23 protein-coding genes are annotated in these 24,377 nt (G+C 60.4%); 6 read left to right on the top strand and 17 right to left on the bottom strand.

What is annotated here, in order from left to right; translation table 11 throughout:
* Positions 1 to 49 precede the first annotated feature (49 nt).
* Positions 50 to 553, bottom strand: a complete 504-nt coding sequence (locus tag IU397_RS03730) for a hypothetical protein (protein WP_239479580.1) — start codon at positions 551 to 553, stop codon at positions 50 to 52.
* Positions 554 to 782: 229 nt separating this feature from the next.
* On the opposite strand from IU397_RS03730, the gene ilvN reads away from it, so the two are divergent.
* Positions 783 to 1,355, top strand: a complete 573-nt coding sequence (gene ilvN, locus IU397_RS03725; RefSeq protein ID WP_204410861.1) for an acetolactate synthase small subunit — start codon at positions 783 to 785, stop codon at positions 1,353 to 1,355.
* Positions 1,356 to 1,797: 442 nt separating this feature from the next.
* Here the strand turns inward: ilvN and IU397_RS03720 are convergent, their stop codons facing one another.
* From IU397_RS03720 to yajC, 10 genes are all read right to left on the bottom strand, one after another.
* Positions 1,798 to 2,322 carry a DsbE family thiol:disulfide interchange protein gene (locus tag IU397_RS03720; protein WP_204410859.1) on the bottom strand — a complete coding sequence of 175 codons (525 nt, stop codon included), beginning with the start codon at positions 2,320 to 2,322 and terminating at the stop codon, positions 1,798 to 1,800.
* Complete coding sequence (gene ccmD, locus IU397_RS03715; protein ID WP_239479579.1) at positions 2,319 to 2,465, bottom strand: heme exporter protein CcmD; 147 nt, start codon at positions 2,463 to 2,465, stop codon at positions 2,319 to 2,321. The genes IU397_RS03720 and ccmD overlap by 4 nt, the downstream gene beginning before the upstream one ends.
* On the bottom strand, positions 2,465 to 3,193 hold the full coding sequence (locus IU397_RS03710; RefSeq protein ID WP_204410855.1) for a heme ABC transporter permease: 729 nt from the start codon (positions 3,191 to 3,193) through the stop codon (positions 2,465 to 2,467). Before IU397_RS03710 ends, ccmD begins: the two co-directional genes overlap by 1 nt.
* 15 nt (positions 3,194 to 3,208) lie before the next feature.
* A complete protein-coding gene (gene ccmB, locus IU397_RS03705; protein ID WP_204410852.1) occupies positions 3,209 to 3,865 on the bottom strand; it encodes a heme exporter protein CcmB in 657 nt (218 codons plus the stop codon).
* Positions 3,862 to 4,482, bottom strand: coding sequence for a heme ABC exporter ATP-binding protein CcmA (gene ccmA / locus IU397_RS03700; protein ID WP_204410850.1), 621 nt, complete (start codon positions 4,480 to 4,482; stop codon positions 3,862 to 3,864). Before ccmA ends, ccmB begins: the two co-directional genes overlap by 4 nt.
* Before the next feature lie 117 nt (positions 4,483 to 4,599).
* Complete coding sequence (locus IU397_RS03695) at positions 4,600 to 4,956, bottom strand: Mth938-like domain-containing protein (RefSeq protein WP_204410848.1); 357 nt, start codon at positions 4,954 to 4,956, stop codon at positions 4,600 to 4,602.
* A 12-nt stretch (positions 4,957 to 4,968) separates the two neighbouring features.
* Entirely contained in the window at positions 4,969 to 5,721 is a 753-nt protein-coding gene (locus tag IU397_RS03690) for a sulfite exporter TauE/SafE family protein (protein ID WP_204410845.1), read from the bottom strand.
* The gene (gene secF / locus IU397_RS03685) at positions 5,714 to 6,682 is read right to left on the bottom strand and encodes a protein translocase subunit SecF (protein ID WP_204410843.1); all 969 of its coding nucleotides are present in this window, start codon (positions 6,680 to 6,682) and stop codon (positions 5,714 to 5,716) included. The genes IU397_RS03690 and secF overlap by 8 nt, the downstream gene beginning before the upstream one ends.
* A 1-nt stretch (position 6,683) precedes the next feature.
* On the bottom strand, positions 6,684 to 8,348 hold the full coding sequence (secD, locus tag IU397_RS03680) for a protein translocase subunit SecD (RefSeq protein WP_204410841.1): 1,665 nt from the start codon (positions 8,346 to 8,348) through the stop codon (positions 6,684 to 6,686).
* Between the two features lie 31 nt (positions 8,349 to 8,379).
* Positions 8,380 to 8,667 (bottom strand): preprotein translocase subunit YajC, encoded by a 288-nt coding sequence (gene yajC, locus IU397_RS03675; protein ID WP_204410839.1) that lies wholly within the window; start codon positions 8,665 to 8,667, stop codon positions 8,380 to 8,382.
* A 168-nt stretch (positions 8,668 to 8,835) separates the two neighbouring features.
* Here yajC and IU397_RS03670 point away from each other — a divergent pair, with 168 nt between their 5' ends.
* From IU397_RS03670 to serS, 3 genes are all read left to right on the top strand, one after another.
* Complete coding sequence (locus IU397_RS03670; RefSeq protein ID WP_204410837.1) at positions 8,836 to 9,510, top strand: serine protease; 675 nt, start codon at positions 8,836 to 8,838, stop codon at positions 9,508 to 9,510.
* A 171-nt stretch (positions 9,511 to 9,681) separates the two neighbouring features.
* Positions 9,682 to 11,100, top strand: coding sequence for a pentapeptide repeat-containing protein (locus tag IU397_RS03665; RefSeq protein ID WP_204410835.1), 1,419 nt, complete (start codon positions 9,682 to 9,684; stop codon positions 11,098 to 11,100).
* Positions 11,101 to 11,201: 101 nt separating this feature from the next.
* On the top strand, positions 11,202 to 12,500 hold the full coding sequence (serS, locus tag IU397_RS03660; RefSeq protein ID WP_204410833.1) for a serine--tRNA ligase: 1,299 nt from the start codon (positions 11,202 to 11,204) through the stop codon (positions 12,498 to 12,500).
* Here serS and IU397_RS03655 read toward each other — a convergent pair.
* The 4 genes from IU397_RS03655 to IU397_RS03640 all read right to left on the bottom strand — a co-directional run bounded on the left by IU397_RS03655 (position 12,475) and on the right by IU397_RS03640 (position 17,310).
* A complete protein-coding gene (locus tag IU397_RS03655) occupies positions 12,475 to 13,689 on the bottom strand; it encodes a DUF2235 domain-containing protein (RefSeq protein WP_204410831.1) in 1,215 nt (404 codons plus the stop codon). The two genes, serS and IU397_RS03655, sit on opposite strands and share 26 nt — an antisense overlap.
* 73 nt (positions 13,690 to 13,762) lie before the next feature.
* Complete coding sequence (gene der, locus IU397_RS03650; RefSeq protein ID WP_204410828.1) at positions 13,763 to 15,211, bottom strand: ribosome biogenesis GTPase Der; 1,449 nt, start codon at positions 15,209 to 15,211, stop codon at positions 13,763 to 13,765.
* Positions 15,212 to 15,244: 33 nt separating this feature from the next.
* Positions 15,245 to 16,609: a PQQ-binding-like beta-propeller repeat protein gene (locus tag IU397_RS03645; RefSeq protein WP_370541607.1), complete on the bottom strand. Its 1,365-nt coding sequence runs from the start codon at positions 16,607 to 16,609 to the stop codon at positions 15,245 to 15,247.
* 50 nt (positions 16,610 to 16,659) lie between these two features.
* Positions 16,660 to 17,310, bottom strand: a complete 651-nt coding sequence (locus tag IU397_RS03640; RefSeq protein ID WP_204410824.1) for a hypothetical protein — start codon at positions 17,308 to 17,310, stop codon at positions 16,660 to 16,662.
* Between the two features lie 290 nt (positions 17,311 to 17,600).
* Between IU397_RS03640 and IU397_RS03635 the strand changes: the two genes are divergently transcribed.
* Positions 17,601 to 18,854, top strand: coding sequence for an efflux RND transporter periplasmic adaptor subunit (locus IU397_RS03635; RefSeq protein WP_204410822.1), 1,254 nt, complete (start codon positions 17,601 to 17,603; stop codon positions 18,852 to 18,854).
* Entirely contained in the window at positions 18,851 to 22,840 is a 3,990-nt protein-coding gene (locus IU397_RS03630) for an efflux RND transporter permease subunit (RefSeq protein WP_204410820.1), read from the top strand. The genes IU397_RS03635 and IU397_RS03630 overlap by 4 nt, the downstream gene beginning before the upstream one ends.
* 145 nt (positions 22,841 to 22,985) lie before the next feature.
* On the opposite strand, the gene hisN is transcribed toward IU397_RS03630, so the two are convergent.
* Both hisN and IU397_RS03620 read right to left on the bottom strand, forming a co-directional pair.
* Complete coding sequence (gene hisN / locus IU397_RS03625; RefSeq protein ID WP_204410818.1) at positions 22,986 to 23,780, bottom strand: histidinol-phosphatase; 795 nt, start codon at positions 23,778 to 23,780, stop codon at positions 22,986 to 22,988.
* Positions 23,781 to 23,806: 26 nt separating this feature from the next.
* The gene (locus IU397_RS03620) at positions 23,807 to 24,175 is read right to left on the bottom strand and encodes a helix-turn-helix domain-containing protein (RefSeq protein ID WP_204410816.1); all 369 of its coding nucleotides are present in this window, start codon (positions 24,173 to 24,175) and stop codon (positions 23,807 to 23,809) included.
* Positions 24,176 to 24,377 lie beyond the last annotated feature (202 nt).

The following is a 24,377-nucleotide window of genomic DNA, read 5'->3' as shown; positions in this document are numbered from 1 at the left end:
CATGCATACGGCCCCGCGACACCGCGGGGCCTTGGCAAGATTTGTGCATTTACGCGTTACGGCGCAGGTGGGCGACCATGGCCGTGATCAGGGCAAACAGGACATGACCGACCAAGGCAACCCAGGTGATCGTGCCCCAGCCGAGGAAAGGCGGGTTACCGGCAACCAGATGCGCCATGAAGAAGAGCGCCCAGACCCACAGCGCCACGCCATAGACCGTGGCGGCGATCAGCCAGTGCACCTGTGGGGCGAACCGGCGGCGCAGGGGTTCGGCAATCAGAACCCAACCAGCGGGATAGGCGATCATTCCGGCAAAGTAATGCAGCGCATGGGCACCCGGCGTATAGCCTGTGCCAAAGAGCGTCTTGATCACGCCATTGGCGAGCGGCACCGGCGCCAGACCGCCGAAACCAAGCATCGGGCTCAAGGATTTGCCAAAGAAGTCAAAAGCAACGGTCGAGAAGGCGCCGGCGATCAGCACCGTCGTGACCAGCGTCACGATGTTCTGCGGCAAGCTGACTGAGGGGCTGGGGGCGTTGGCGGTCATGGTCATGGCATCGGGTCCTTTTGTGGAGCGCATTTGGAATACAACGGTATGCGGGATATCTACGCGGCACCCCGTGCCCCCGGCAATCAGCACCACAAACCCGTGATCCTGCGCGATCATGCCCCCAGGTTACCGTGAACAAGTTACCGCAAACTGAAACAATTCCGGCCCCGCGCTGGACAAGCCTCGGGCAATTGTTGCAAGTGGCGCCCCAACAAGAGGACAGGGAAAACAGATGGCAGCGCTGAAAATTCGCAAAGGCTCGTCGAAACATTCGGCCTATGACCTGCGCGACCCCAATGCGGAGGTGATCGAGACACACACCTTGGCCGTGGTCGTCGATAACGAGGCCGGTGTGTTGGCCAGGGTGATCGGGCTCTTTTCCGGGCGCGGCTATAATATCGAAAGCCTCACCGTGGCGGAGATCGACCAGACCGGCCACCGCTCTCGGATCACCGTCGTGACCACTGGCACACCACAAGTGATTGAGCAGATCAAAGCGCAATTGGGTCGGATGGTACCCGTTTACGAGGTCCATGACCTGACAGTCGACGGGCCGTCGGTCGAGCGCGAGCTGGCCCTGTTCAAGGTTGCAGGCGCCGGTGATAAACGGATCGAAGCCCTGCGCCTGGCCGAGATCTTTCGCGCCAATGTCGTCGACAGCACGCTGGGCAGTTTCGTGTTCGAGATCACCGGCACGCCCGAAAAGATCGAAGCCTTTGCGGAACTGATGCGCCCCCTTGGCCTACAGGAAGTAGCGCGCACCGGCGTCGCGGCCCTGTCCCGTGGCAGCGCCGATCCGACCTGATCGCACTTAGGCTCATCTGTGGTGCTCCCGTCCCCTTGGGCGAAGCGGCAAAGCCGCTGGCCCAAGGCGTTGGGCCCGGCAGGCGCGCTCACGCGCACCTGCTACCGGCTTTAACGCACCGTGCAAGAGCCCCAAAACACAGCTGATGACCCATCGCCCCAAGATCATTGGGTGCAGGCAGGACGAGGGGCTTGAGGTTTTCAGACCGGGATCCGGCCACCTCAGGCTTTCGACATTCGGAGAAAACGGCCCATTACTCTGATGGGCCTTCCCCCATCATGTGTCCTCAAATATCCCTGCCCGAAGGCACAAATCTAACGGGCATACCATGGCCGCTAAACTCCTGAGGTCGGAACAAGCCGCAGACGTAAAATATGGATATTTATGAACACATAATGACAGCAGTGGTGCGATCCGACAGACCGCTTTGCTATCCTCAACATTACTGTGACGCTGATTTCAAAGCCGGGTGAATCGTATTGGTCAGAACCGCCTCAGTGATTGGCCCGGCAAATCGCAAGATCACCTGGCCGTCCCCATCGATGACAAAGGTTTCGGGCACACCGTAAACGCCCCAGTCAAGGGCGGTGCGACCCTGTTGATCGGCGCCGATCGCCGCGTAGGGGTCGCCGAGTTCGGCCAGGAAGCCCAATGCCTTGGCGGGCTCGTCCTTGTAATTGATGCCGTAAACCGGGATCCCTTTTGCCGACAGATCGACCAATTGCGGATGTTCGGCCCGGCAAGGAGCGCACCAACTGGCCCATATATTCACGATCTTGGGGCCTTCGGCCTGCAACATCTCCGCCGTGAACTCGGCCTTGGGTGGTAGTGCCGCCAGGGTCAGGTCGGGAGCAGGGCCGCCCTGTCGAGCAGAGGAAAGGCCATCTTCGGGAGCAAAAAGACCAAAGGCCGCCAACACACCGAACCCTCCGAACACGACGACCGGAAGGATGTAAAGGATCTTCATCTCACCTCCTTTTCAGCGCGTGCCAATGCAGCCCGCACCCGCACGGCCCGCCACCAGGACAGGCCGACCAGGCCCAGGATCAGCACCAGCGAACCCGCATAGGCCAAGGCGACCTCAACCACATAAGCACCCAGATCCGGCATCACGCCATCCGCGACCGGGCTTCCAGCGCCCGGATCCGCCGCACCCGAATCTCGGTCCGGGTGCGCAGCAGGACCAGCGCCAGAAACAAGCAGACGAAACCTGCGATGCAGACAAGGAGCGGGATGTAGAAGACATCTGCCACATTCTCCTCCTTGTCCAGCGACAGCGATGCGCCTTGATGCAGCCCCTGGTTCCAGAAGTTCACCGCGTAGCGGCTCAGGATCGCAAACACAGATCCCACAATGCAAAGCACGCTGGTTAGATCGGCTGCGGTATCGGGATCCTCGATCGCAGACCACAGCGCAATGTAGCCCAGGTAAAACAGGAACAGGATCAGGAACGAGGTCAACCGGGGGTCCCACGCCCACCACGTGCCCCACATGGGCTGCCCCCAAACCGCTCCGGTGAACAAGGCGATCAGCGTCATGACGATCCCGACTGGTGCTGCCGCCCGCGCTGCCAGGGCAGAGACATGGTGCCGCCGGATCAACCAGATCAGAGCACAGACCAGCATCATGAACCATGTGTTGATCGCCATCAGGGCCGAGGGGACGTGTAGATAAATGATCTTGACCGTGGATCCCTGCCGGAAATCATCGGGTGTGAAGAAGAACCCCCAGACCAACCCAACTCCCAGACAAAGGGCGGCCAGCCCACCGACCCACGGTAACACCTGCCCCGATAGGGCCATGAACTTCACCGGATTGGCATATTCCCAAAGCGACATCGGCTCCCCCTCGTGTCAGCGTAGATTGATACGGATTGCGGCGGCCGAGGCAAAGGGCAGAAGTGCCGCACTCGCCAATGTGATCACCGCCAGCAGGATCAGTGGCGCGGTCGGGTCCAGCCCATCCGTGGCCCGGCGTACGATATCGGCGCCAAAGATCAGGGTCGGGACATAAAGCGGCAAGACGATCAGGGACATCAGCAAGCCGCCGCGTTTGATCCCCACAGTCAGGCCCGCACCGAAGGTTCCAATGACCGACAGGGCGGGCGTGCCAATGGCCAAGGACAGCGTTAACCAACCATAGGCACCCGCGGGCAAACTCAACAAAACGCCCAAGACAGGCGCCGCCAATGTCAGCGGCAAACCGGTGGTCAACCAATGGGCCAAGGCCTTGACCGCCGCCACACCTTCCAGCGGGATGGGGGCTGTGGCAAGCAACTCCAACGCGCCATCCTCGAAATCCAGGGCAAAGATCCGGTCAAGCGATAACAGGCAGGCCAATAACGCACCCAGCCACAGAACGCCCGCAGCAACGGCGGCCAAGGTTTCGCGATCCGGGCCAAGGGCAAACGGCACCAAGGTGACCACGATCAGAAAGAAAGCCAGCGCGAGGCCAAAGCCGCCCCCCGCCCGCATCGCCAGTTGCAGGTCACGGCGGAACAGGGCGATCACAAAAATGCCTCGTCAAAGCCAGCGGGATCAGCAGCGGCGGCCTGCGCCTTGTACGGGGTCAGGTCCAGCACCTCCGCCTTTAATTCCAGATCGATATGCGTGGCGATCACGGCAAACCCGCCCGTCGCCAGATGCCGCTGGATGAACGCCGCAAACAACGCGACAGAGGCCGCATCCAGCGACACGGTCGGCTCATCCAGCAGCAAACCGAGCCGCCCTGTCACCGCCAACCGCGCCAAACCTAAGCGCCGCTGCTGCCCCGCCGAAAGCTGCGCCGCGGTACGATCCTTCAGATGCGCCAGGTCAAAGGCGTCAAACACGTCGGCCCTGACCGGGTGACCATGAACCCGCGCCCAAAAGGTCAAATTCTCGACAACGGTCAGTGTGCCCTTCACCCCATCCGCGTGCGCGCCATAGGCCATACTGTCGGGTGCCACATCAACCCGCCCCCCCAGCACAGGCTGCAGCCCCGCCAGGGATCGCAAGAGCGACGTCTTGCCAATCCCGTTCGGCCCCCGCAGAACCAACACATCACCAGCACAAACATCAAATGAAACACCATCCAGCAAAGCGATTCCCGCGCGCCCAACCTTCAAATCTTGGACATTAAGCGTCATTTCCGAAAAACCGCCCTCACTTTTTCTTATCGGTAAAAATACTCCGGGGGAGACGCCCGACAGGCGGCGGGGGCGGCGCCCCCAATCGGTCGGATCGCGCCAGCGATCCGAAACGCCTCAATCCACTGGCAACAACGCCACCGCGATCCGTCGCCCCTCAGAGAGCAACACGTTATAAGTACGCGCCGCGGTGGGTGACGCCATGATCTCCACCCCCAGATCCACCTCCTCAAGCACCCAGCGCAGAGGTGAAGGTAACGGGGCAATCTCAGCGCCCGTTCCGATAAACAGCACATCAATCTGCCCGGCCAACGCCACCAAAGGCGCCGTATCCTCATATCCCGCCCAGTCCTGCGGCCCCGCCGCGCTGGTCAAAAGCGGGCCCTGCCGCGCCGCGCCGCCGATGCGGAAAAACCCAGGCCCATAGCCCTCGATCGGCTGGGCATCGTCATAGCTCACCTCATTCAGGCGCATCCGCACATCTCCTCAGCTCCAAACAGGCAAACCCGCCACGATCGCCGCGGCAATCACCACATAAGCCACCATTCGGTATAACCCATCTCGGGCCGGATCGAAAAGCGCCTGCCCCACCAACGTACCCGCCCCGTATGGCGCCAACAGCAACGCGCCCAACCACAAGGCCGTCGATGGCAGCGCGCCACTCATCCACATGACCGGCAGCAACAGCATCGTGCCAAAGGTCAGGAACAAGATGGCATTGGCCCGGCTGCGCCCTGCCCCATCTGGCGACGATAACTGAAACAGCACCATGATCGGCCCCAACAGCCCAGTCGCCGCGCCCACGATGCCTGTCGAAAAGCCAACCCCAACCCGGGCAGTCAACGTCCCTCGGGTGGTCCGGCGCCACCCGGCGACCAACGCCAATAGGGTCCCGGCTGTTACCGCCAGAATGATCCAGCGCACCAACTCGCCATGATCCGCGGTCAGGACCTGCAGCCCGATGGGCATGCCCGCCAAGGCCGCAGCCACCAGCGTCAGGGCCGCCGGTCGGTCCGCCTCCGCCCAGGCCCGTGGCACAATTGTAAAAAGCGAGATTATGGCGACCACACTAAATGCCGCCACAGCCAGCGGCGGATCCAGCCAGATCACCGCGACAGGCATGAAAACCAGCCCCGCTCCGAACCCGGCAAAGCCATAAACCACGCCCGCCAGAACACAGGCAGCCAGCACCCAGACAAGGCCCGGAGTGGCCAGGGCCACTCCAAGCCCGTCAGGCATCGATATCTGCAAATTGCGTGCCGGCCCCACCATCGGTCTTGGACGTATCGCGCGTCACACCGAGGTAAAGCAAAATCGCCGACGCCACAAAGACCGAGGAATAGGTGCCCACGATCACACCCCAGATCATGGCAAACACAAATCCGCGGATCACATCGCCCCCCAAAACGTAAAGAGAGATTAGCGCGAGCAACGTTGTGACAGAGGTCATGACCGTCCGCGACAAGGTCTCATTGATCGACAGGTTCAATACCTCAACCAAAGGTCGCTGCTTGAACTTGCGCAGGTTCTCCCGAACCCGGTCGAACACAACCACCGTATCGTTCAGCGAATAGCCCACGATCGTTAACAAAGCCGCGATGATCGCCAGATCAAACTGGATCTGAAGCAGTGCAAAAACCCCAATCGTCAGCGTGATGTCATGGACCAGAGCGGCCACCGCTCCCAACGAGAACTGCCACTCAAACCGCAACCAGATGTAGACCAGCACCGCCATGATCGCGAGCACCACGGCAATCGCCGCTGTCTGGATCAACTCCCCCGAAACTTCCGGCCCAACAGACTCGACCGACGGGAAGGTGATATTGCTATCATAGGCGCGCAAAGCCCCCTGGATCTCATCCAGCACCGCGTTCGACACGGCCTCCTCGCCTTCCTGCGCCTGGATCTTGACCGAAGCCACATTTTGCTCCGGCCCGAAATTGGTATCGAAAACCTCGGTAATCACCACATCGCCCAAGCCCAGCGGATCCAGCGCGTCGCGGTAGGCCCCCACATCCACGGGTTGGCTGCTTTCTGTACGGATCGTCGTGCCGCCCAAGAAGTCGATGCCAAAATTCAGACCAACCAAAAGAAACAACACGACCGAAGCGACCATCGCTAGGACCGAGGCACCGAAAGTGGTCTTCCAAAAGCGAAAGAAGTCGAGCGATGTTTCCTTGGGAACCAGACGCAGCCGCATATCACACCTCGATTGTCTTGGGACGTCGGGCCTCGAACCAGATCACCACCATCACGCGTGTGACATAGATCGCCGTAAAGACCGAGGTCGCGATACCGATCATCAACGTCACCGAGAACCCTTTGACCGGGCCAGAGCCCAAGGCAAACAGGATTACCGCCGTGATGAAGGTCGTGATGTTGGCGTCGATGATCGCACTCAGCGCCTTTTCATAGCCCAGCTCAATCGCCCGGCTGGGTCCCTTGGCCGATTTCAGCTCTTCCCGGATGCGCTCAAATACCAGCACATTGGCATCCACCGCCATCCCGATGGTCAGCACGATGCCCGCAATACCAGGCAAGGTCAGGGTTGCCCCAAAAACACTCAACAGGCCAAAGATCATGCCCACATTCACAATCAACGCGATGTTGGCAAAGATCCCGAACGTGCCATAGCTCAGCAGCATAAAGATCAGAACGGCGGCAAAGGCGACCATGCAGGCCATGATCCCGGCATCAATGCTGTCTTTTCCCAAATCCGCGCCGATCGTGTTCTCCTGCAAAAACTCCATGGCCGCAGGCAGCGAGCCGGCGCGCAACTGGATCGAAAGGTTGGTGGATTCCTCGACCGAGAAATTGCCCGTGATGATCCCCGCACCGCCGCAAATCGGTTCATTGATCCGCGGGGCAGAGATCACTTCATCATCCAAAACGATGGCAAAGGGAGCCCCCGCATTCTCGGTCGTATAACCGCAAAAAATCCGCGCTCCTCCCGGATTAAAGCGAAAGCCGACGGCGGGGCGCCCATTCTGATCAAATTCCGGCTGGCTGTCGGTCAGGTCCTCGCCGCTGATGACGGGCAACCGTTCCAGAACAAAGTATTCCCCGGCCTGCTCCGCACTTGGGTGCAGGATGTTGCCCGGCCCCGGACTGGCATTGGGATCGTCGGTCACCGAAACGACAGAATGGAAAGTCAGCTTGGCGGTCGTCCCGATCAACTCCTTCAACTCCTGGGCCGATCCCAACCCCGGCACCTGCACCAGAACCCGGTCGGAACCCTGCCGCTGGATCGACGGCTCCCGCGTACCAGCCGCATCGACCCGCCGGCGAATGATCTCCAATGCCTGTTGCAGGGTCAGATCGGCAATGATCTGGCGCTCGGCCTCCGACAGGTTGATCGTCAGGATGGCACCACTGGCATCCACTTCAATATCCGTCGTGCCCACCCCAGTCAGACTTTGCACAGGTCTGGCCAGCGCCCGAATGGCCGTCAGGACGCGCCCCATTTCGGCCGGATTTTCGATGCGCACCCGCAGCTCATCGGCAGGCCCCTGCTGGATCCGGCGAATACCGCCAATCGCCGCCCGCTCGGCCCGTAACACATCGCGCACCTCGGGCCATAGCGCATCCATCCGGCTGGCATAAACCTCTTCGACCTGTACCTCGGCCAACAGCGACGCACCACCCCGCAGATCCAATCCCAGATTGACCAGCGTCCCAGGCATCCAGTCGGGCCAAACCCCGGCAGCGGCCTCCAATTCCGGCGTGCTGCCCGTCGCCTCAATCGCCTTGACCGCGTCATTATGCGTCTCAACCCGGCCGTAAAACGCATTGGGCAGCGCAAAAAACAGCCCCACCGCCACGACCAGCCAGATCAGCACGCGGTTCACCAGGGAAATATTCAGCATAAAAGCAGCACCTTTCGGACAGGCTGTCGGATCAATCGCTGGCCGGTTCGGTCTTGTTCAACACTTGCGCAATGGTCGCCCGCACAACGCGCACCTTCACACCATCGGCCACCTCGACCTCAACCTCGTTGTCGTCCTTGACCTTGCTGACCTTCCCGATCAATCCGCCCTGGGTCACAACTTGGTCACCCCGCCGCAGCGCCGTCACCATCGCCTGATGCTCTTTCACCTTCTTCTGCTGCGGCCGGATCAAAAGAAAATACATGATCGCAAAGATCAGGATCAGGGGAATGAAACTCCCCAGCCCAGCACCGTCCATCGCAGCTACCTCATCCGTTGGTCCGGCCCGGGCGCTCCCCGGGCGTTGAATTGGCGCGCACCCTATGCGGCAAGGGTATCAAGCACAAGGTGCCCCTTTTGTGCGCAACACTGATGGGCCATATGGGCAGGCAGGCAGGGAGTTCAATTTCAAATGCGAAAATGCGTGATGTTTTTTGTGATCCTGTGCCTGGGCAGCGCCGCCTTGGCCGATCCCGCCCCGCGCCCCATCACCGAGGGCGAGCGCGCAGACTGGCAGGCCGTCGGCCGCGTCAATGCCGCAGGCTACAAGCGCCGCCAGCATTGCACCGGTACCCTCATCGCCCCCGATCTGGTGCTGACGGCGGCCCATTGCGTCCAGCATCGCCGGACCGGAGCCGTCTTTGCCGCCGATGAACTCACCTTCGTCGCGGGCTGGCATCGTGGCGACTACGCGGCCGCTGCCCAAGGTATCGCCCTCGCCGTCCACCCCGATTACCAGACGTTGCAGCCCACCTCCGCCGCCCAGGCCCATGCCGATGTCGCCGTCATCCGGTTGGAGGTGCCGCTGACCGACATCACCCCCCTCCCCGTGGGTGATCTGGCTACGGGTCCGGCCCGGGTCGCAGGCTATCGTGGCGACCGCCCCCATATCCTCAGCGTGAATGACGACTGCCCCCGCGCCGGTCTCGACGGCCTGATCACCTTGGCTTGCGAAGTCGTGCCCGGAAATTCCGGCGGTCCCGTCCTGCAAGGCACGGGTAAGGCCCGCCGCGTCGTCGGCACCATGTCCCTGCGCAACGGCCCCCTCGCCGTCGCAGCCACCGTCACACCAGCCCTCATCAAAACCCTCGCCCCGAATTGAAGGCCAATGGATCCGCTCCATCTGCAAACGTTGGGCGTCTTGCCCCGTTCCAGCTTAGAACAGCTTCAAATTCATTAACCTTAATCCATTGGACGGGAACGAAAATCTGCCTTAGCGTGTGTCAAAATTCGTTTTCTCACACGCGACTTACCAAACCTTTGAATTGACGACATGAGCGACAAAAACCCTGATCTGTTAGACTGGCTTGGCGTCCCCAGGAGCGTCGATTTCAAAAAAGCCAAGTGGCTCGGTATCGGATTGACCGTCTGCGGAGCCATCCTAACGGTTTGGGTCGCGGCCCTCATAATTGGCGCCCTCGTCCAACTCTCTGGTGCTATCCTATCGACCGATACGACGACCGATGCAGCCAGTCTTAGATCGCTGGGCCTAATCGTGTTGGCCCTCGCGGGAGCGCCCTTCGTCATCTGGCGTGCCATCGTAGCACAAAAGCAAGCCGAAACCGCCGCCGCCTCCCTCGCCAATGACAAGCTGAATGACGCCTTCAACGCTCTTGCCGCCCGGCACAAGGTGCTGCGCGCGGTCCGTCACGTGTACTACCGCGCTGGTCAATCTGATGATGAGGCTCCCCGCAGCATGCTGCAGATCGAAGGCCAGCGCCTCAACCTCCCCGAAAACGCGCGCGTTCTGAAAGCCAGCGACTGGGAAACCCGAGAGATCGAGATCCCCGACATCGTCACCCGCGCCGCCGCCATCGACCGCCTCGAAGGCTTGGCCTGGGACCAACCCGAAAACCGAGACCGCATCGCCTCCATCCTCTGCCTCTACGTCCGCGAAACCTCGGCAACTGAAGACGCCCCAATGACTGTGCCTGAAGATTTGCCCTATTGGTCTCTTCATGACTGGGCCGCAGAGTTAAGGAAAAACATCCGTACAGATCGAGAATTAGCAGTTAAAGTCCTATCCCAGCTGAATAAAAATTCTCGGATCGAGTTAAACCTTGAGGGCGCAAACCTTCAGGGCTTTCAACTATCCGAACTTGATTTGCGGGGAGCAGTCCTGTCTCGGGCCTCAATTCAAGGTGTCCGTTTCTTTAGGACAAAACTGGGTGGGGCGAAGTTTCACGGTAGCAAAGCTCAAGGTACAGAGTTCGTAAGGGCAATCCTTCTAGGAGCGAAGTTTGCTTTAACCGAGGCTCAAGGCTCCAGATTCAACTTAGCCGTACTCCAGCACGCCGAGTTCCATGATGCAGATCTGAGATGCGCTGACTTAAACGGAGCAGATCTACAAGGAACTCGGTTCATCGGAACGGACTTACGCGGAGCCGATCTGAGCGGTCTTACCGTATCGCAAAAAACCCGTTTCATGAGACGTGTCGACACACTCGGGGCGGCAATCGATCACGGTGACGAGAAACTTGTCGTTAAGCTCAAAAAACATCTGAACCAAATCTTCGCGGATGGCTGCCTTCGGGATACTATCGAAGAAGAGGCGGCGCACATGCGCGACCACATTCCTAGTCATTGGGAGTACGGGGAACTTCAGCCTCGCGACTTCAGGCGCGCTTGGCGGGAGTGGCAGGACACGTTGCCGGACTTCCCGGACGAGTGGAAAGTACGTCTGGGTCGCTGACCTTCGTATGCATGGTTTGTGCATAGGATGCGCATCGATTGTGCCCCGTGCGTTTCGGGCCTATAGGGGCGGCACTTAGCTCAAACCAAGGAACCGGAGCCATGCACGATATCCGCGCGATCCGCGACAACCCCGATGCTTTTGAAGCGGCCCTTCTGCGCCGCTCGTCGGAGTTTGCGGGCATCTCGTCCCGGATATTGGAGTTGGACGCCGCCCGCCGCGCCAAGATCCTGGAGGCCGAAAATGCCCAGGCCGCGGCCAACAAAGCCGCCAAGGAGGTGGGTGCCGCCAAGGCCCGGGGCGACGAGGCCGAATTCCAACGCCTCCGCGCCTTAGTGTCTGAGAACAAAGCGAAAATCGCTACTCTCAACGAACAGGCCAAGGCTGAGGATGCCGCCCTGACCGACCTTCTGATGGGTCTGCCGAACGTTGTCCATGACGATGTGCCCGACGGCACGGACGACACCGAAAACGTGGAAGTCCATCGCTGGGGCAGCCCCCGCAACTTTGCCTTCACGCCGCTGGAACACTACGACATCCCCGCCGCCAAAGCGGGCCTCGATTTTGAGACGGCGGCCAAGCTCTCCGGCTCCCGCTTCGTCGTGCTGAAGGGCGAAATCGCCAGACTTCACAGAGCCTTAGCCCAGTTCATGCTCGATACCCACATCACCGATCACAGCCTTCTAGAGGTGAACGCCCCGGTCCTTGTGCGCGAGGAGATGATGTACGGCACGGGCCAACTCCCGAAGTTTGGCGAGGACAGTTACCAGACCACCAATGGCTGGTGGCTGATCCCCACGTCAGAGGTGACGCTGACCAATATAGTCAACGGCGACATCCTGGAAGAAAGCCAATTGCCACAACGCTTTACAGCCCATTCCTTATGTTTCCGATCCGAGGCCGGCAGCGCAGGTCGCGACACCGCAGGCATGCTCCGCCAGCACCAATTCGAAAAGGTCGAGATGGTCTCGATCACCCATCCCGATCAGTCGATGGCCGAGCATCAGCGGATGACGGATTGCGCGCAGAACATCCTGCAAACCCTTGAACTACCTTATAGAACTGTCGTTCTATGCACTGGCGATCTGGGCTTTGGCATGGTCAAGACTCATGACCTTGAGGTCTGGCTGCCCGGCCAGAACACCTATCGCGAGATCAGTTCCTGTTCCGTCGCCGGTGATTTCCAGGCGCGCCGGATGAATGCCCGGTTCAAACCTAAGTCAGGCGGAAAACCCGAATTCGTTCATACACTTAACGGATCAGGCCTCGCCATCGGTCGGACCCTGATCGCGGTGCTGGAAAACGGCCAGCAGGAGGACGGCTCAGTCACGCTGCCTGCCGTTCTGCACCCCTACCTCGGCGGCAAGGGCCAGATCACTGCTCAGGGTCAGTTGGCCTAGGAAAGCGCGGCACCGGGGGGCGCGGTACAGGATATCGCGGCTCCCGGTACGGCAACCCCAACAGATGGGCCAAGGCGCGACGTAAGGGGCGCAGTGTCTTTGGATTGTATCGTATCCCCAGGGCATCGCCGTCCCGCAAGCGGTCGAGCCCCGGGCCGCTGATCCGGGTGACCAGCCGGGGGCCCGTCCGCGCTTTGCGCAGCACCCGCCCCCAGACGGAAGGCTGCACATTGCTGAGGGGGCCGCGGTGGTCCGGCTCCCCAGCCGCCGCGATCTGGTCTGGATCAAAGATCAGGCCCGCCTCCTCCGCCCCTTTGGCAATCCAGCGCAAGGTGTGGTTGGTGATCCCACGCTCCGGACCACTGCCACCGATCATGCTGTGATCGCCGGGATACCAGCGCTGGCGGTAGGGTTCATGGCCCAACCCGCCATTCAATTCCGTCAAGTTGCTCCACAAGGTCGGCGGATACAGGACCCGCTGTTCATCAATGGCCACGGCGTGGCGGCCCGACAGGATCATCCGGGCCAGTTCATCATCGTGAAACCGGTAGGGCGTATTGATCACCTGGGCAACGGGACCAAGGATCCCGGGCACACCCAGCGCGCCCACCGTGTCCCAGATACCCATATAGGCGACGCTGAGCCGTTTTAGGGGGGGCCGACCGACCCGAGCACGCCATTCATCCTCGCTTTGCCCCGTAGAAACGATAGAGCCATTGCGGGCGCGATAGGCCGCGCTACGCTCGCTGCCAGGCCGGGTCCACCGACCGCGATTGCGATACCAGTCAAAGGCGCGGTCGATACGTTTCGGCAAATCGCCATTGCCGCGCGGGATCCCGGCAGACCGCAGCAGCCCCCCGAGCGAGCGAGCCGTATACGCTCCACGGGAAAAGCCAAAGATATAGATCTGGTCGCCGGGTTCGTAATTCTCGATCAACCAGGTGAAGCCGGTGCGGATATTGGCATTCAGACCAGCCCCGAAAACACCACCCAGAAACTTGTCGGCAAAACCATTGAGCCCACTTCCACCATTCGTTCCGACGCCACTGACATATTTCACTTTCTGAACAATACCGTCGCGGTCCATGGGGGCCACGGCCTCTCCCAGAAGGGCGACATTGGTTTTCAGCTTGTCAGGATTATCCTTGTCGTTCCACGTGCCATCGCAGAATACGGCCAAACGCTTCATGAAATGCTCCATCAAATAATGGAAACAGTTCAGCCGATGCCTCTTGTTTGGTCAAGATCTGTTAACACGCTGGCTACTTGCCCAACGGTTTTTTCCCCAGATGTTTGCGCAGGCGGGAGGGCGTCGATTTCTTGCGATCCTTGAACGGGTTCTGGTCGGATTGGGAACGGAACCAAAGCCGGATCGGTGTACCGGGCATGTCAAAGTCCTCCCGCAAGCCATTGACCAGATAGCGTTTATAGCTGTCCGACAGCTTGTCCGGGTGGCTGCACATGGCGACGAAACCGGGGGGTCGGGTCTTGGCCTGCGTCATGTAGCGCAGCTTGATGCGGCGGCCGCCGGGGGCGGGGGGCGGATGCGCCTCCAGCATCTCCACCAGCCATTCATTCAGGCGGGCCGTAGTGACGCGGCGGTTCCAAATGTCGTGGGCGCGCAGGATGGCCTCGTGCAGGCGGTCCAAGCCGCGGCCTGTCTTGGCAGACACAGTGATCAGGGGGGCGCCGCGCAGTTGCGGCAACAGGCGTTCGAACGCCTCCTTCAGGCCTTTCAGCTTGGCCTGTTTCTCATCCTCGAGGTCCCACTTATTGGCGGCAATAACCACCGCCCTGCCCTCCCGCTCGGCCAGATCCGCAATGCGCAAATCCTGTTGCTCAAAGGGGATATCACAATCAAGCAGCACCACGACGACTTCTGCAAACTTCACCGCCCGCAGCCCGTCCGAGACACTGAGCTTTTCCAGCTTGTCCTGCACCTTGGCCTTCTTGCGCATCCCCGCCGTATCAAAGACGCGGACCGGCGTGCCGTTCCAGTCGAGCGTCAGGGAGATTGCGTCGCGGGTGATCCCGGCCTCAGGCCCGGTCAGCAGGCGGTCTTCGCCCAGGATCTTGTTGATGAGGGTGGACTTTCCGGCATTGGGGCGACCCACCACGGCGATCTGGAGCGGGCGTTTGACGGTGGGGGCATGGGCGTCGGCATCCTCGATATCAACGTCAACCTCGGGTGCGTCCGCCTCTGCCCGGTCGGCAAAGCCGTCGGCAAGGGGCATTAGCATGGCCAGAAGATCGCCCATCCCCTCGCCATGTTCCGCCGACAGCCGAAGGGGTTCGCCAAGGCCCAGACTATAGGCTTCGATGACACCGGCCTCGGCCGCGTTGCCTTCTGCCTTGTTGGCGGCAAGGATGACGTTGGCGGATTTACGGCGCAGAATCTCTGCAAAGACCTGATCGGTGGGGGTGATCCCGGTGCGGGCGTCGATCATGAAAAGGCAGATATCGGCCATCTCGACCGCGCGTTCGGTCAGACGGCGCATCCGGCCTTGCAGGCTGTCATCGGTGACCTCTTCGAGCCCCGCCGTATCGATCACGGTAAAGCGCAGATCGCCCAGGCGTGCCTCGCCCTCGCGCAGGTCACGGGTAACGCCAGGCTGGTCATCGACCAAAGCCAGCCGTTTGCCCACAAGGCGGTTGAACAGGGTGGATTTCCCCACATTGGGGCGGCCCACCAGGGCGAGGGTAAAGCTCATCTGCGTGTCCTTGGGCCGGTGATGGCCCAGTGTTTAACGGAACGCGTGCAATTGCCCGTTGCCGGACAGAATGTAAAGGGTGCCCCCCACAACCGCAGGCAGGCTCGCAGCGCCACCCGGGATACCAACTGATGAGATCAACTGCCCCGTGCGCGGATCAAATGACCGGATCTGCCCATCGTCGGACCCAACGATCAGGCGACCCCCTGCCAAAACAGGGCCGTAATGGGCAAAGACGCCTTTGCGGCGGCGCACCCGTTCCCGTTTGAAATATGGCAGGTCGACGGCCCAGATGACCTCTCCGGTGCTGTCATCCAGGCGGACAAGCTGGGCCTGGTCGGACACGATGAAGACGGACCCACCCACGGGCCAACCCGGGCTGTAGGACCCTTCGGTGGCGGTCCAACGGCGTTCCCCGCTGGTCGCATCGAGGGCGGCGAAGCGGCCCGACTGGCTGCCCACATAGACGGTGTTGCCCACCACGACCGGATCACCGGTAATATCTGTGATGCCCGCATAGGCACGCCCGCGTCGTTGCCCGGCAATCGATCCGCCCCAGACGCGAATACCACCTTTGCGCAAGGCGGCATTCACCTCGGATTGGCCATTGGGGAAGATCGCCAGGCGTTCGGTCACAGCAGGGCCTGCGCCGGTGATCAGATCCGAATTGGACGGCGCGCCGGGCAATTGCCACTGGATGCGGCCAGTGTCGGTGCGGATCCCGAAGGAGCGATTGTCGCGCGACACGACATAAACCAGATCACCACGGACAGTCGGCGTGCCGGTGACCGGGGCATCGAATTCCTGCCGCCAGACGGTGGCACCGCTGGCGGGATCAAGGGCGATAAGCTCACCAAAGCCGGTCGTGACAAAAAGCCGACCTCCCCCATAGGCCAGTCCACCACCGGTCGCATCTTTGTTCCGGTCAGAGGCCGGGGTCAGATCCCGTGACCAGATCTGGCCGCCCGCTGTGGAAAACGCAGAAACCCGCGCGCGGCTGTCCTGGGCAAAAACCCGGCCCTCGGCAATGATCGGGTCGCCAGAGATCCGGTAGCGGCGGCTATTGCCAGAGCCGATATTGGCTGACCAAACCTTGGTCAGGGTGGCGTTCAATGAGGGGTGGGTCACCTTGTGGTTCGCGCTGCCCCCCCGATGAGTCCAAGATGTATGGTTGACCTGACGTGGCAGAGAGATCGGGGCGCTGTTGCGCACTTCATCGCGTGGATCGATATCGAGTGGTTCGACCACGTTGGACGGCGCTGTTTGGGCAGCATCCTCGGCCCCAAGCCGCAATGCGTCGCGTACATCAATGCGCTTACCCGGTAAACGTTCTTCACCGCGTGTGCACGACATCAAGGCGACAGACGCAATCAGGGCCAGATATGGAAATGACTTCACCAGATTGCCTCGCCTCATAATCCGTTCCACCTGCACAACCCGGCTATTTGTCAAAGATTTTCCGGGGGTTCGCCCAAGGCGAAGATCAACTGTACGAGGCGCTGTTGCAACCCTTGTGTCACACCCGCCTCCTGAAGAAGTGCATCGGCTGACTGGACAGCAACATCGGTCTCCCCCAGTTCAACCTGCAAAAGCACCTTTTGCTCCAGGCCCAGCAAGCGGTAGGGGCGTCCGGGCTGCGTGATCTGAGTGATCAGATCTTCGCGCAACTGACGCGGCACATCCTCCCCCAAAAGGACAAGTTTGAGGGCGGCGAGATCGCGGTAAACCGGGTCCAGTGCTGCATCGGCGGCCAAGGGTTCGAGCGCGGCAATCACCTTTTCAGGATTATCGGCCAGCACCGCTGTCGCCCCGGACATCAAGCCGATGACAGGCTGCGCCAACGGCCCGCCTTCTATCGCGTCAAAATCCTGTAGGCGCGCCTGCAAATCCTCCTGGTTGAACGCGGTGACAATCGCATCGCCCAACCCTTCGGCCTGCTGCCGCTCCTGTGCTTTGCGATATTCGTTCCAAGAGGCCGCACCCACAATGGCAACGATGGCAACAACACCGATCCAGCCATACCGGCGGATCATCAGCCAAAGCCGATCTTTGCGCACCTCTTCGGTGACTTCATCAATAAAGCTGTCAGTCTGGCTCATGCGTGTGTCATGTCCTGCGCAGAGTTTGCGCCGTTGTTTTGCCCTGTAGATCGGCGTCAAAAACGCCTGTTTTCTCAGCGCCCCTCTTACAGCTATTTACACTTTGATGCCAAGCCCTGCCATGACGGCGAATTTTCGCCAATGGCATCCTGCATTTAGGCATAGGGCCCGCCTTGCACAAAGTTGCCACAATGACTAATCTGAACTGGACGGTTCAGCGTATTAGGCGTATGGCGATTTGGGATTGGCCCCAGATCAACCGTGATTGACCAAACTGAGAGGTTCGCTCCATGCGCCCGCTTTCCATACTCACGGCCTGTCTTGTCATGTTGGCCCTTTACGGTGTGATTTTTGAACGGGATCGCTTGCTGGAATTCGCACAGGGCGGCGCAGTCGCTGCCGCGGAACGCCCCGAGGGAACCGAAGACGAAGAAGAGCCCGTCGCGGTGGTGTTGGAGGAAGACACGGCGCAGCGTGTGTCCGTTGTCGCCGCCCGGGTCGAACGGCAGAACGTGGCCGATGGCGTGATATTGCGGGGCCGGACGGAGGCCGACCGCGAGGTTGACGTAAAAGCCGAAACATCGGGATTGGTAATGTCGCCCCCCCTGCGCAAGGGATCATTCATTGAGGCAGGTCAATTGATGTGCGAGCTGGATCCCGGTATCCGCCCCGCCCAGTTGATCGAGGCGGAAGCCCGGCTGGCCGAAGCCCAGGCCCGCGTCCCCGAAGCCCAGGCGCGCGTGGTAGAGGCAGAGGCACGCCTGACCGAAGCCACGATCAACGATCGCGCGGCGTCGCGGTTGAGCCAGGATGGATTTGCATCTGAAACCCGCGTGGCGGAAACGCAGGCCGCCGTATCGACCGCCAGAGCCGCCATCGAGGCAGCCCGGTCCGGGGTCGAAGGCGCGCAAGCTGGTATCCAATCGGCCGAGGCTACGGTCGCAACCGTCAAAAAGGATATCGAACGCCTGAAAATCACGGCCCCTTTTGCCGGTTTGTTGGAAACCGATACGGCCGAATTGGGCACCTTGCTGCAACCCGGCGCCCTATGTGCCACTGTCATACAATTGAACCCGATCAAGCTGGTTGGATTTGTTCCCGAGACCGAAGTGGACAAGATCGAGGTTGGGGCCTCTGCAGGGGCACGCCTGCTGTCGGGTCGGGAAATCAGCGGGGACGTGACCTTTCTGAGCCGGTCCGCGGATGTGAACACCCGGACCTTCCGGGTCGAGATCGAGGTCGATAACGATAATCTGACCATTCGAGACGGTCAAACGGCAGAGATCGTCATCTCGGCCGCCGGGGCCGATGCGCATCTGATCCCAGCTTCGGCCCTGACGCTGGACGATGCCGGCACAATCGGCGTGCGCTACGTGACAGAAGACCAGAAAGCTGCATTTGCGCCAATCACGGTGCTGCGCGACACGGTCAAGGGCGTTTGGGTCGGCGGTTTGCCTGATCCGGTAGACGTGATCGTGGTGGGTCAAGAGTTTGTGGGCGATGGTGTGCCCCTGTCTGTGACATATCGGGAGCCTTCGGAATGACCGGTATTGTTGATTGGGCCGCCTCGCGCGCCCGGATGGTGATTGCGTTCATCATCCTTTCCCTTCTGGCGGGCACATTTGCTTATATCGGCCTGCCCAAGGAGGGTGAGCCGGATATCGAGATCCCGGCCGCTTTTATTAGCGTGCCCTTCCCCGGCATTTCCGCCGAGGATTCGGAGAAGATGTTGGTCAAGGTCATGGAGACCGAGATGGCCGATCTGGACGGCCTGAAGGAGATGTCCGGTACGGCGTCGGAAGGATATGCTTTCCTGAGCCTTGAGTTTGAATTTGGCTGGGACAAAGAGGCCGTCCTAGCAGAGATCCGGGCGGCCATGGACAAGGCGGAGGCCAAGTTTCCGGACGGCGCTGATGCCTACACGGTGGGTGAGTTCAATTTTTCCGAATTCCCGATCATCATCATCAATCTGAGTGGCAACCTGCCCGAACGGACGCTTTTGCAAGTCGCAAATGACCTGCAGGACCGCCTGGAAAGCCAGGAGGCGGTTCTGGATGCTGCGCTGGCAGGCCATCGGGATGAGATGCTGGAGGTGATCATCGACCCACTGAAGCTGGAATCCTACAACGTCACCGCCGCGGAGTTAGTCAATGTGGTGGTCAACAACAACCAGTTGATCGCCGCCGGCGAGGTGGAGACGGAACAGGGCGCGTTTTCGGTCAAGATCCCATCCTCGTTTGATGAGCCGCGCGATGTCTATAATCTGCCGGTCAAGACCAATGGCGACATGGTCATCACGCTGGGCGATCTGGCCGAGATCAACCTGACATTCGAGGATCGCGAAGGGACCGCCCGCTTTAATGGCGACAACACTGTTGCCCTGCAGGTGTCAAAGCGCAAGGGCTATAACCTGATCGACACGGCCACCATGGTGCGCCAGATCGTGGCCGAGGAAAAAGAGAAATGGCCCGATGAGTTGCAAGAGGCCGTCATCGTGGGCGCCTCCAATGATCAATCCTACACGGTGTCATCCATGGTCAGCCAGCTTGAAGGCTCGGTCCTGACGGCGATTGCGTTGGTCATGGTGGTGGTTCTGGCCTCTCTCGGGCTGCGTCCCGCCCTCCTGGTGGGGTTTGCGATCCCGACCTCGTTCCTGCTGTGTTTTGCCTTCCTCGCTGTGATGGGCATCTCGGTCTCCAACATCGTCATGTTCGGGCTGATCCTGGCCGTCGGCATGCTGGTTGATGGCGCCATCGTGGTTGTGGAATACGCTGACAAACGCATGGCCGAAGGTGAAGGACCAATGCGCGCCTATGTCGAGGCGGCAAAGCGGATGTTCTGGCCCATTGTCAGCTCAACCGCGACAACGCTGTGTGCCTTCCTTCCAATGCTGTTCTGGCCCGGTGTGCCGGGTGAATTCATGGGAATGCTGCCGGTCACGTTGATTTTCGTACTGTCAGCCTCCCTAGTGGTGGCGCTGGTCTACCTGCCTGTTATGGGTGGTGTCAGCGGTCGCATCGCGCGCGTTTTCGAAGGCTTCACCCAATTCCTTAAGGCGCTGCCTTGGCTGGTGCGGGCTGTTCTGATCGTCGTCGGCCTTTACGGCGTTTATCACGGCGCACTGCAATGCCTGAACCCCGGCTATTTGTTCGGTGGCACATCGCCCTTGCCAGCCGCGTTGCAATGGCTGCCAGGTGTGGTGCTGTTCTTTGGAGCGGCGATCCTTGCCTCATCCGCGATCGCGGCCATCAAACAGCCCCGCCGGGCGAAACGGATCCAGGCCGGCTATCGCCGCACCGGATTTGGCTGGTTCATCCACCTGATCGCGGGCAACCCGATTATGCCGATTGTCGCGATCGCTGCCGTTGGTGCGTTCGTGGTCGCCACCTTCGGGTATTTTGGGCAGAACAATAACGGTGTTGAGTTCTTCGTCACGACAGAGCCCGAGCAGGCCATCGTCTACGTCAAGGCACGGGGCAACATGTCGTTGGAGGAAAAGGACGTCTTGGTCCAGCAAGTCGAAGAGATTATCCTGGACACGCAAGGGATCGACAATGCCTTTGCCTTTGCCGGTGCAGGCGGGCTGAACGCCAATACCGGGGGGGCATCCGGCCCACTTGATGCCATCGGCCAGGTGCAGATCGAGCTTGTCCCCTGGAATGTTCGCCCCCGCGAACAGGGGGAGCTGTGGGGGTTTTTCCAGACCGAACAGGTTGACGGAAACTTCGATGGCGACACGGTGCTGGAAAACCTGGAGAACCGCCTTGCCACGATCCCGGGCATCCAGACCGAGGTTCTGAACCTTGCCCAAGGTCCCGCATCCGGCAAAGCGCTGCATCTGCGCCTTGCCGGTGACAATCTTGAGACCCTGGAGGAGGCCGTGCAGATCGTGCGCGCCAAGTATCAGTCAACGCCCGCCCTGATCGATCTGGAAGACACGCTGCCCCTGCCCGGCATTGATTGGGAGATCAACGTAGATGTGGAAAAGGCCGGTCGCTACGGCGCCGACGTTGCCACGGTTGGTGCGATGGTTCAGTTGGTCACCCGCGGTATCATGCTCGACACGATGCGGGTCGATACCTCGGATGAGGAGATCGACATCCGCGTTCGCCTGCCCGATCAGGACCGCGTGCTCTCAACCCTCGATACCCTGAAAGTGCGCACACCGGATGGGCTGGTGCCCCTGTCGAATTTTATCACGCGTAAACCGGTGGCCAAGCTGGGCCGGATCGACCGTGTTGGCCAAAGTCGTATCTATGACATGAAGGCGGATGTGGCTGTCGGTTTCACGTCGCTTGAGCGGGAGATCGACAACCCCAACGATCCCGGCGGTCCCAAGATCAAGGACCGTCTGGCAGTGGTCAGTGAAGTCCCAGAACAGGCCGTAACCGACGGGATCCGCGGTGATCTGGTCAAGCGGACGGAACCTGGTGCAATCGGCAGCCTGTTCGGCGCCACCGTGAGCGAGACGCATTACACCGTACTTTGGACCAGCCCCGACCTTTCAATCTCGGACCTTCAGGCATTGCTGAATGACGACGCACCGATCCAGACCACGCCGATCAATGGCAATGAACGGATTGGCCTGATGACAGAATGGCTGGAGACAGAAACCCCCCTGCCCGCTGGCATCAGTTGGGAATGGACCGGCGACCAGGAGGATCAAGAGGAAAGCGGAGCCTTCCTGCAATCGGCCTTTGCCGGTGCGCTTGGTCTGATGTTCATCATTCTGCTGGCCCAGTTCAACAGCTTTTACAACGCGACGCTCGTGTTGCTGGCGGTGGTCCTGTCGACCACCGGTGTGTTGATCGGGATGTTGGTGATGGATCAGTCCTTTTCGATCATCATGACCGGAACCGGGATCGTCGCCTTGGCGGGGATCGTGGTGAACAACAACATTGTTCTGATTGATACCTATCAAGAGTACAGCCGTTACATGCCGCGGATCGAGGCGATCACCCGCACGGCAGAGGCGCGTATCCGCCCTGTTCTGTTGACGACGATTACCACAATGGCGGGCCTTGCCCCGATGATGTTCGGGCTGAGTCTCGATTTCTTTGGTGGCGGGTACACGATCGACAGTCCCACCGCATTGTGGTGGAAGCAGTTGGCCACGGCAGTCGTCTTTGGCCTTGGCATCGCGACCGTGCTGACCTTGATCTTCACGCCATCGATGCTCGCGATCCGGGTTTGGGTCAGCACCTATGTGCTTTGGATCGCCCATGGTCTGGCCGCCCTGTCCCTTGGGCGTCAGAGCGAAGCCGCCAGAGACTGGGTGCTCCAGCGGCAGGCCCGCCAGGTGCGCCATCCCGAACTGATCTGGGACGACATGCTTGGCGACGCGCCACCACGCCAACAGCCCACCGACACATCTTATGCGGCCCAGACAGTTGCAGAGCGTTACGAGCCCCAAGCGACGGAGCCAGAGTCCCCACCACCCGCGCCGGAACCGGTCGTGGCCAAGGATACAGATCCAGTACCCGATCCGAATGCGCCAGCCTCTGCCACGCCATTGCGCGCCGCCGAATAAGTTACACGACCCTTCAGCAGCCCGGGTCGGCCCACAACTGGGCCGATCCGTTTTTTAGCGCATCTCACTAGGTAGATTGGTTTCGGGCTTCACTCTCAGTGGATGGATGAGCGTCGTGTCGGGCGGCACAACGCCGTAACGAGCATCACACGCCGCTGAGGATCTTTAACGCGCGCATATGCACCTGCCTGTTGGCCGCGGCCAGGACGCGGCCACCTCCATGAGCGGGGCCGCCGGTCCAATCGGTCACGATACCGCCTGCGGCCTCGACCACCGCAATCGGCGCGCAGATGTCATAGGGATTCAGTCCAGCCTCGACCACCAGGTCGATATGCCCAAGCGCCAAAAGCCCATAGGCGTAGCAATCGGTGCCGTAACGCGTCAGCCGCACTTGCCCCGCCAGACTGTCGAACACGGTGCGCTCCGCAAAGGATCCGATCTCCGGAAAGGTCGAAAACAGGATCGCCTGGTCGAGGGTCGCGGTGTCCCGAACGCGCAGTGATCGCGCGCCTTGCGGACCGGAGAACGCCGCCTTGCCCAGCCCGCCTTCCCACCGTTCGCCGGTATAGGGTTGGTCAATCAAGCCGTAGATCGGTTTTTCAGCGTCGGATACGGCGATCAGTACCCCCCATGTGGGTGTGCCTGCCAGAAACCCGCGAGTGCCATCGATGGGATCGATCACCCAGGTCAGCCCCGTGGTGCCCGCCTTCTGGGCGAACTCTTCTCCCAGAATGGCATCATCCGGGCGTTCTTTAGTCAGAACCGCTCGAATGGCCTGCTCTGCGTCCCGATCCGCCAGGGTGACCGGGTCAAACCCCGACGCCGCCTTGTTTTCGCTCTCCAATCCCAGCGACCGGAAATATGGCAAAATAGCAAACCGGGCCGCATCGGCAGCCCGGTTTGCAATGTCCAGAAGTTCCGCCGCAGAAGCGGCAGTCATCGTCGTTTCCGTCATGGAAACGCGGGTTAGGCCGCGTCGCTCAGCACCCGGGCCAGCTCAAACAGACGACGACGCTGATTTTCCGGGATGGCATAATAGGATCGCACCAGCTGAAGCGCTTCTTTATCAGCCAAGATGTCGCTTGCTGCCAAACTTTCATCGGTTTCCGTTGCGCTGTCTCCCAGCCCCTCGAAAAAGAAACTGACAGAAACACCCAGCGCCTCTGAGATGTCCCACAGGCGCGACGCGCTGATGCGATTCATCCCGGTTTCATATTTCTGGATCTGCTGAAATTTGATCCCGACTTTATCTGCCAACTGCTGTTGGGTCATTGCGACCATCCAACGGCGATGGCGAACGCGTTTACCGACATGGCTATCAACTGGATGGGTCATTGTGTGCCTCCCACACCAAAAAAATGTATTCTGCTTTTCTGCAATGTGGTCACAGGACTACCTAGAATGTGGGGCATAGCCGCCTTTCTGTTCTCGTTACCACGATTACCCAAGGTATACACTGACACCGATGTTTTGCCTATCTGCGTTGTGGTTTTTTTGGGAACGGGATTATCCTATGAATGGCTGTGAAATTAGTTTC

Origin of the sequence: Actibacterium sp. 188UL27-1, from assembly GCF_016901225.1 — a bacterium.
Lineage (GTDB): Bacteria > Pseudomonadota > Alphaproteobacteria > Rhodobacterales > Rhodobacteraceae > 188UL27-1.
Note: the sequence above shows the minus strand (reverse complement) of the source record. Positions and strands in the feature narration are given on the sequence as shown.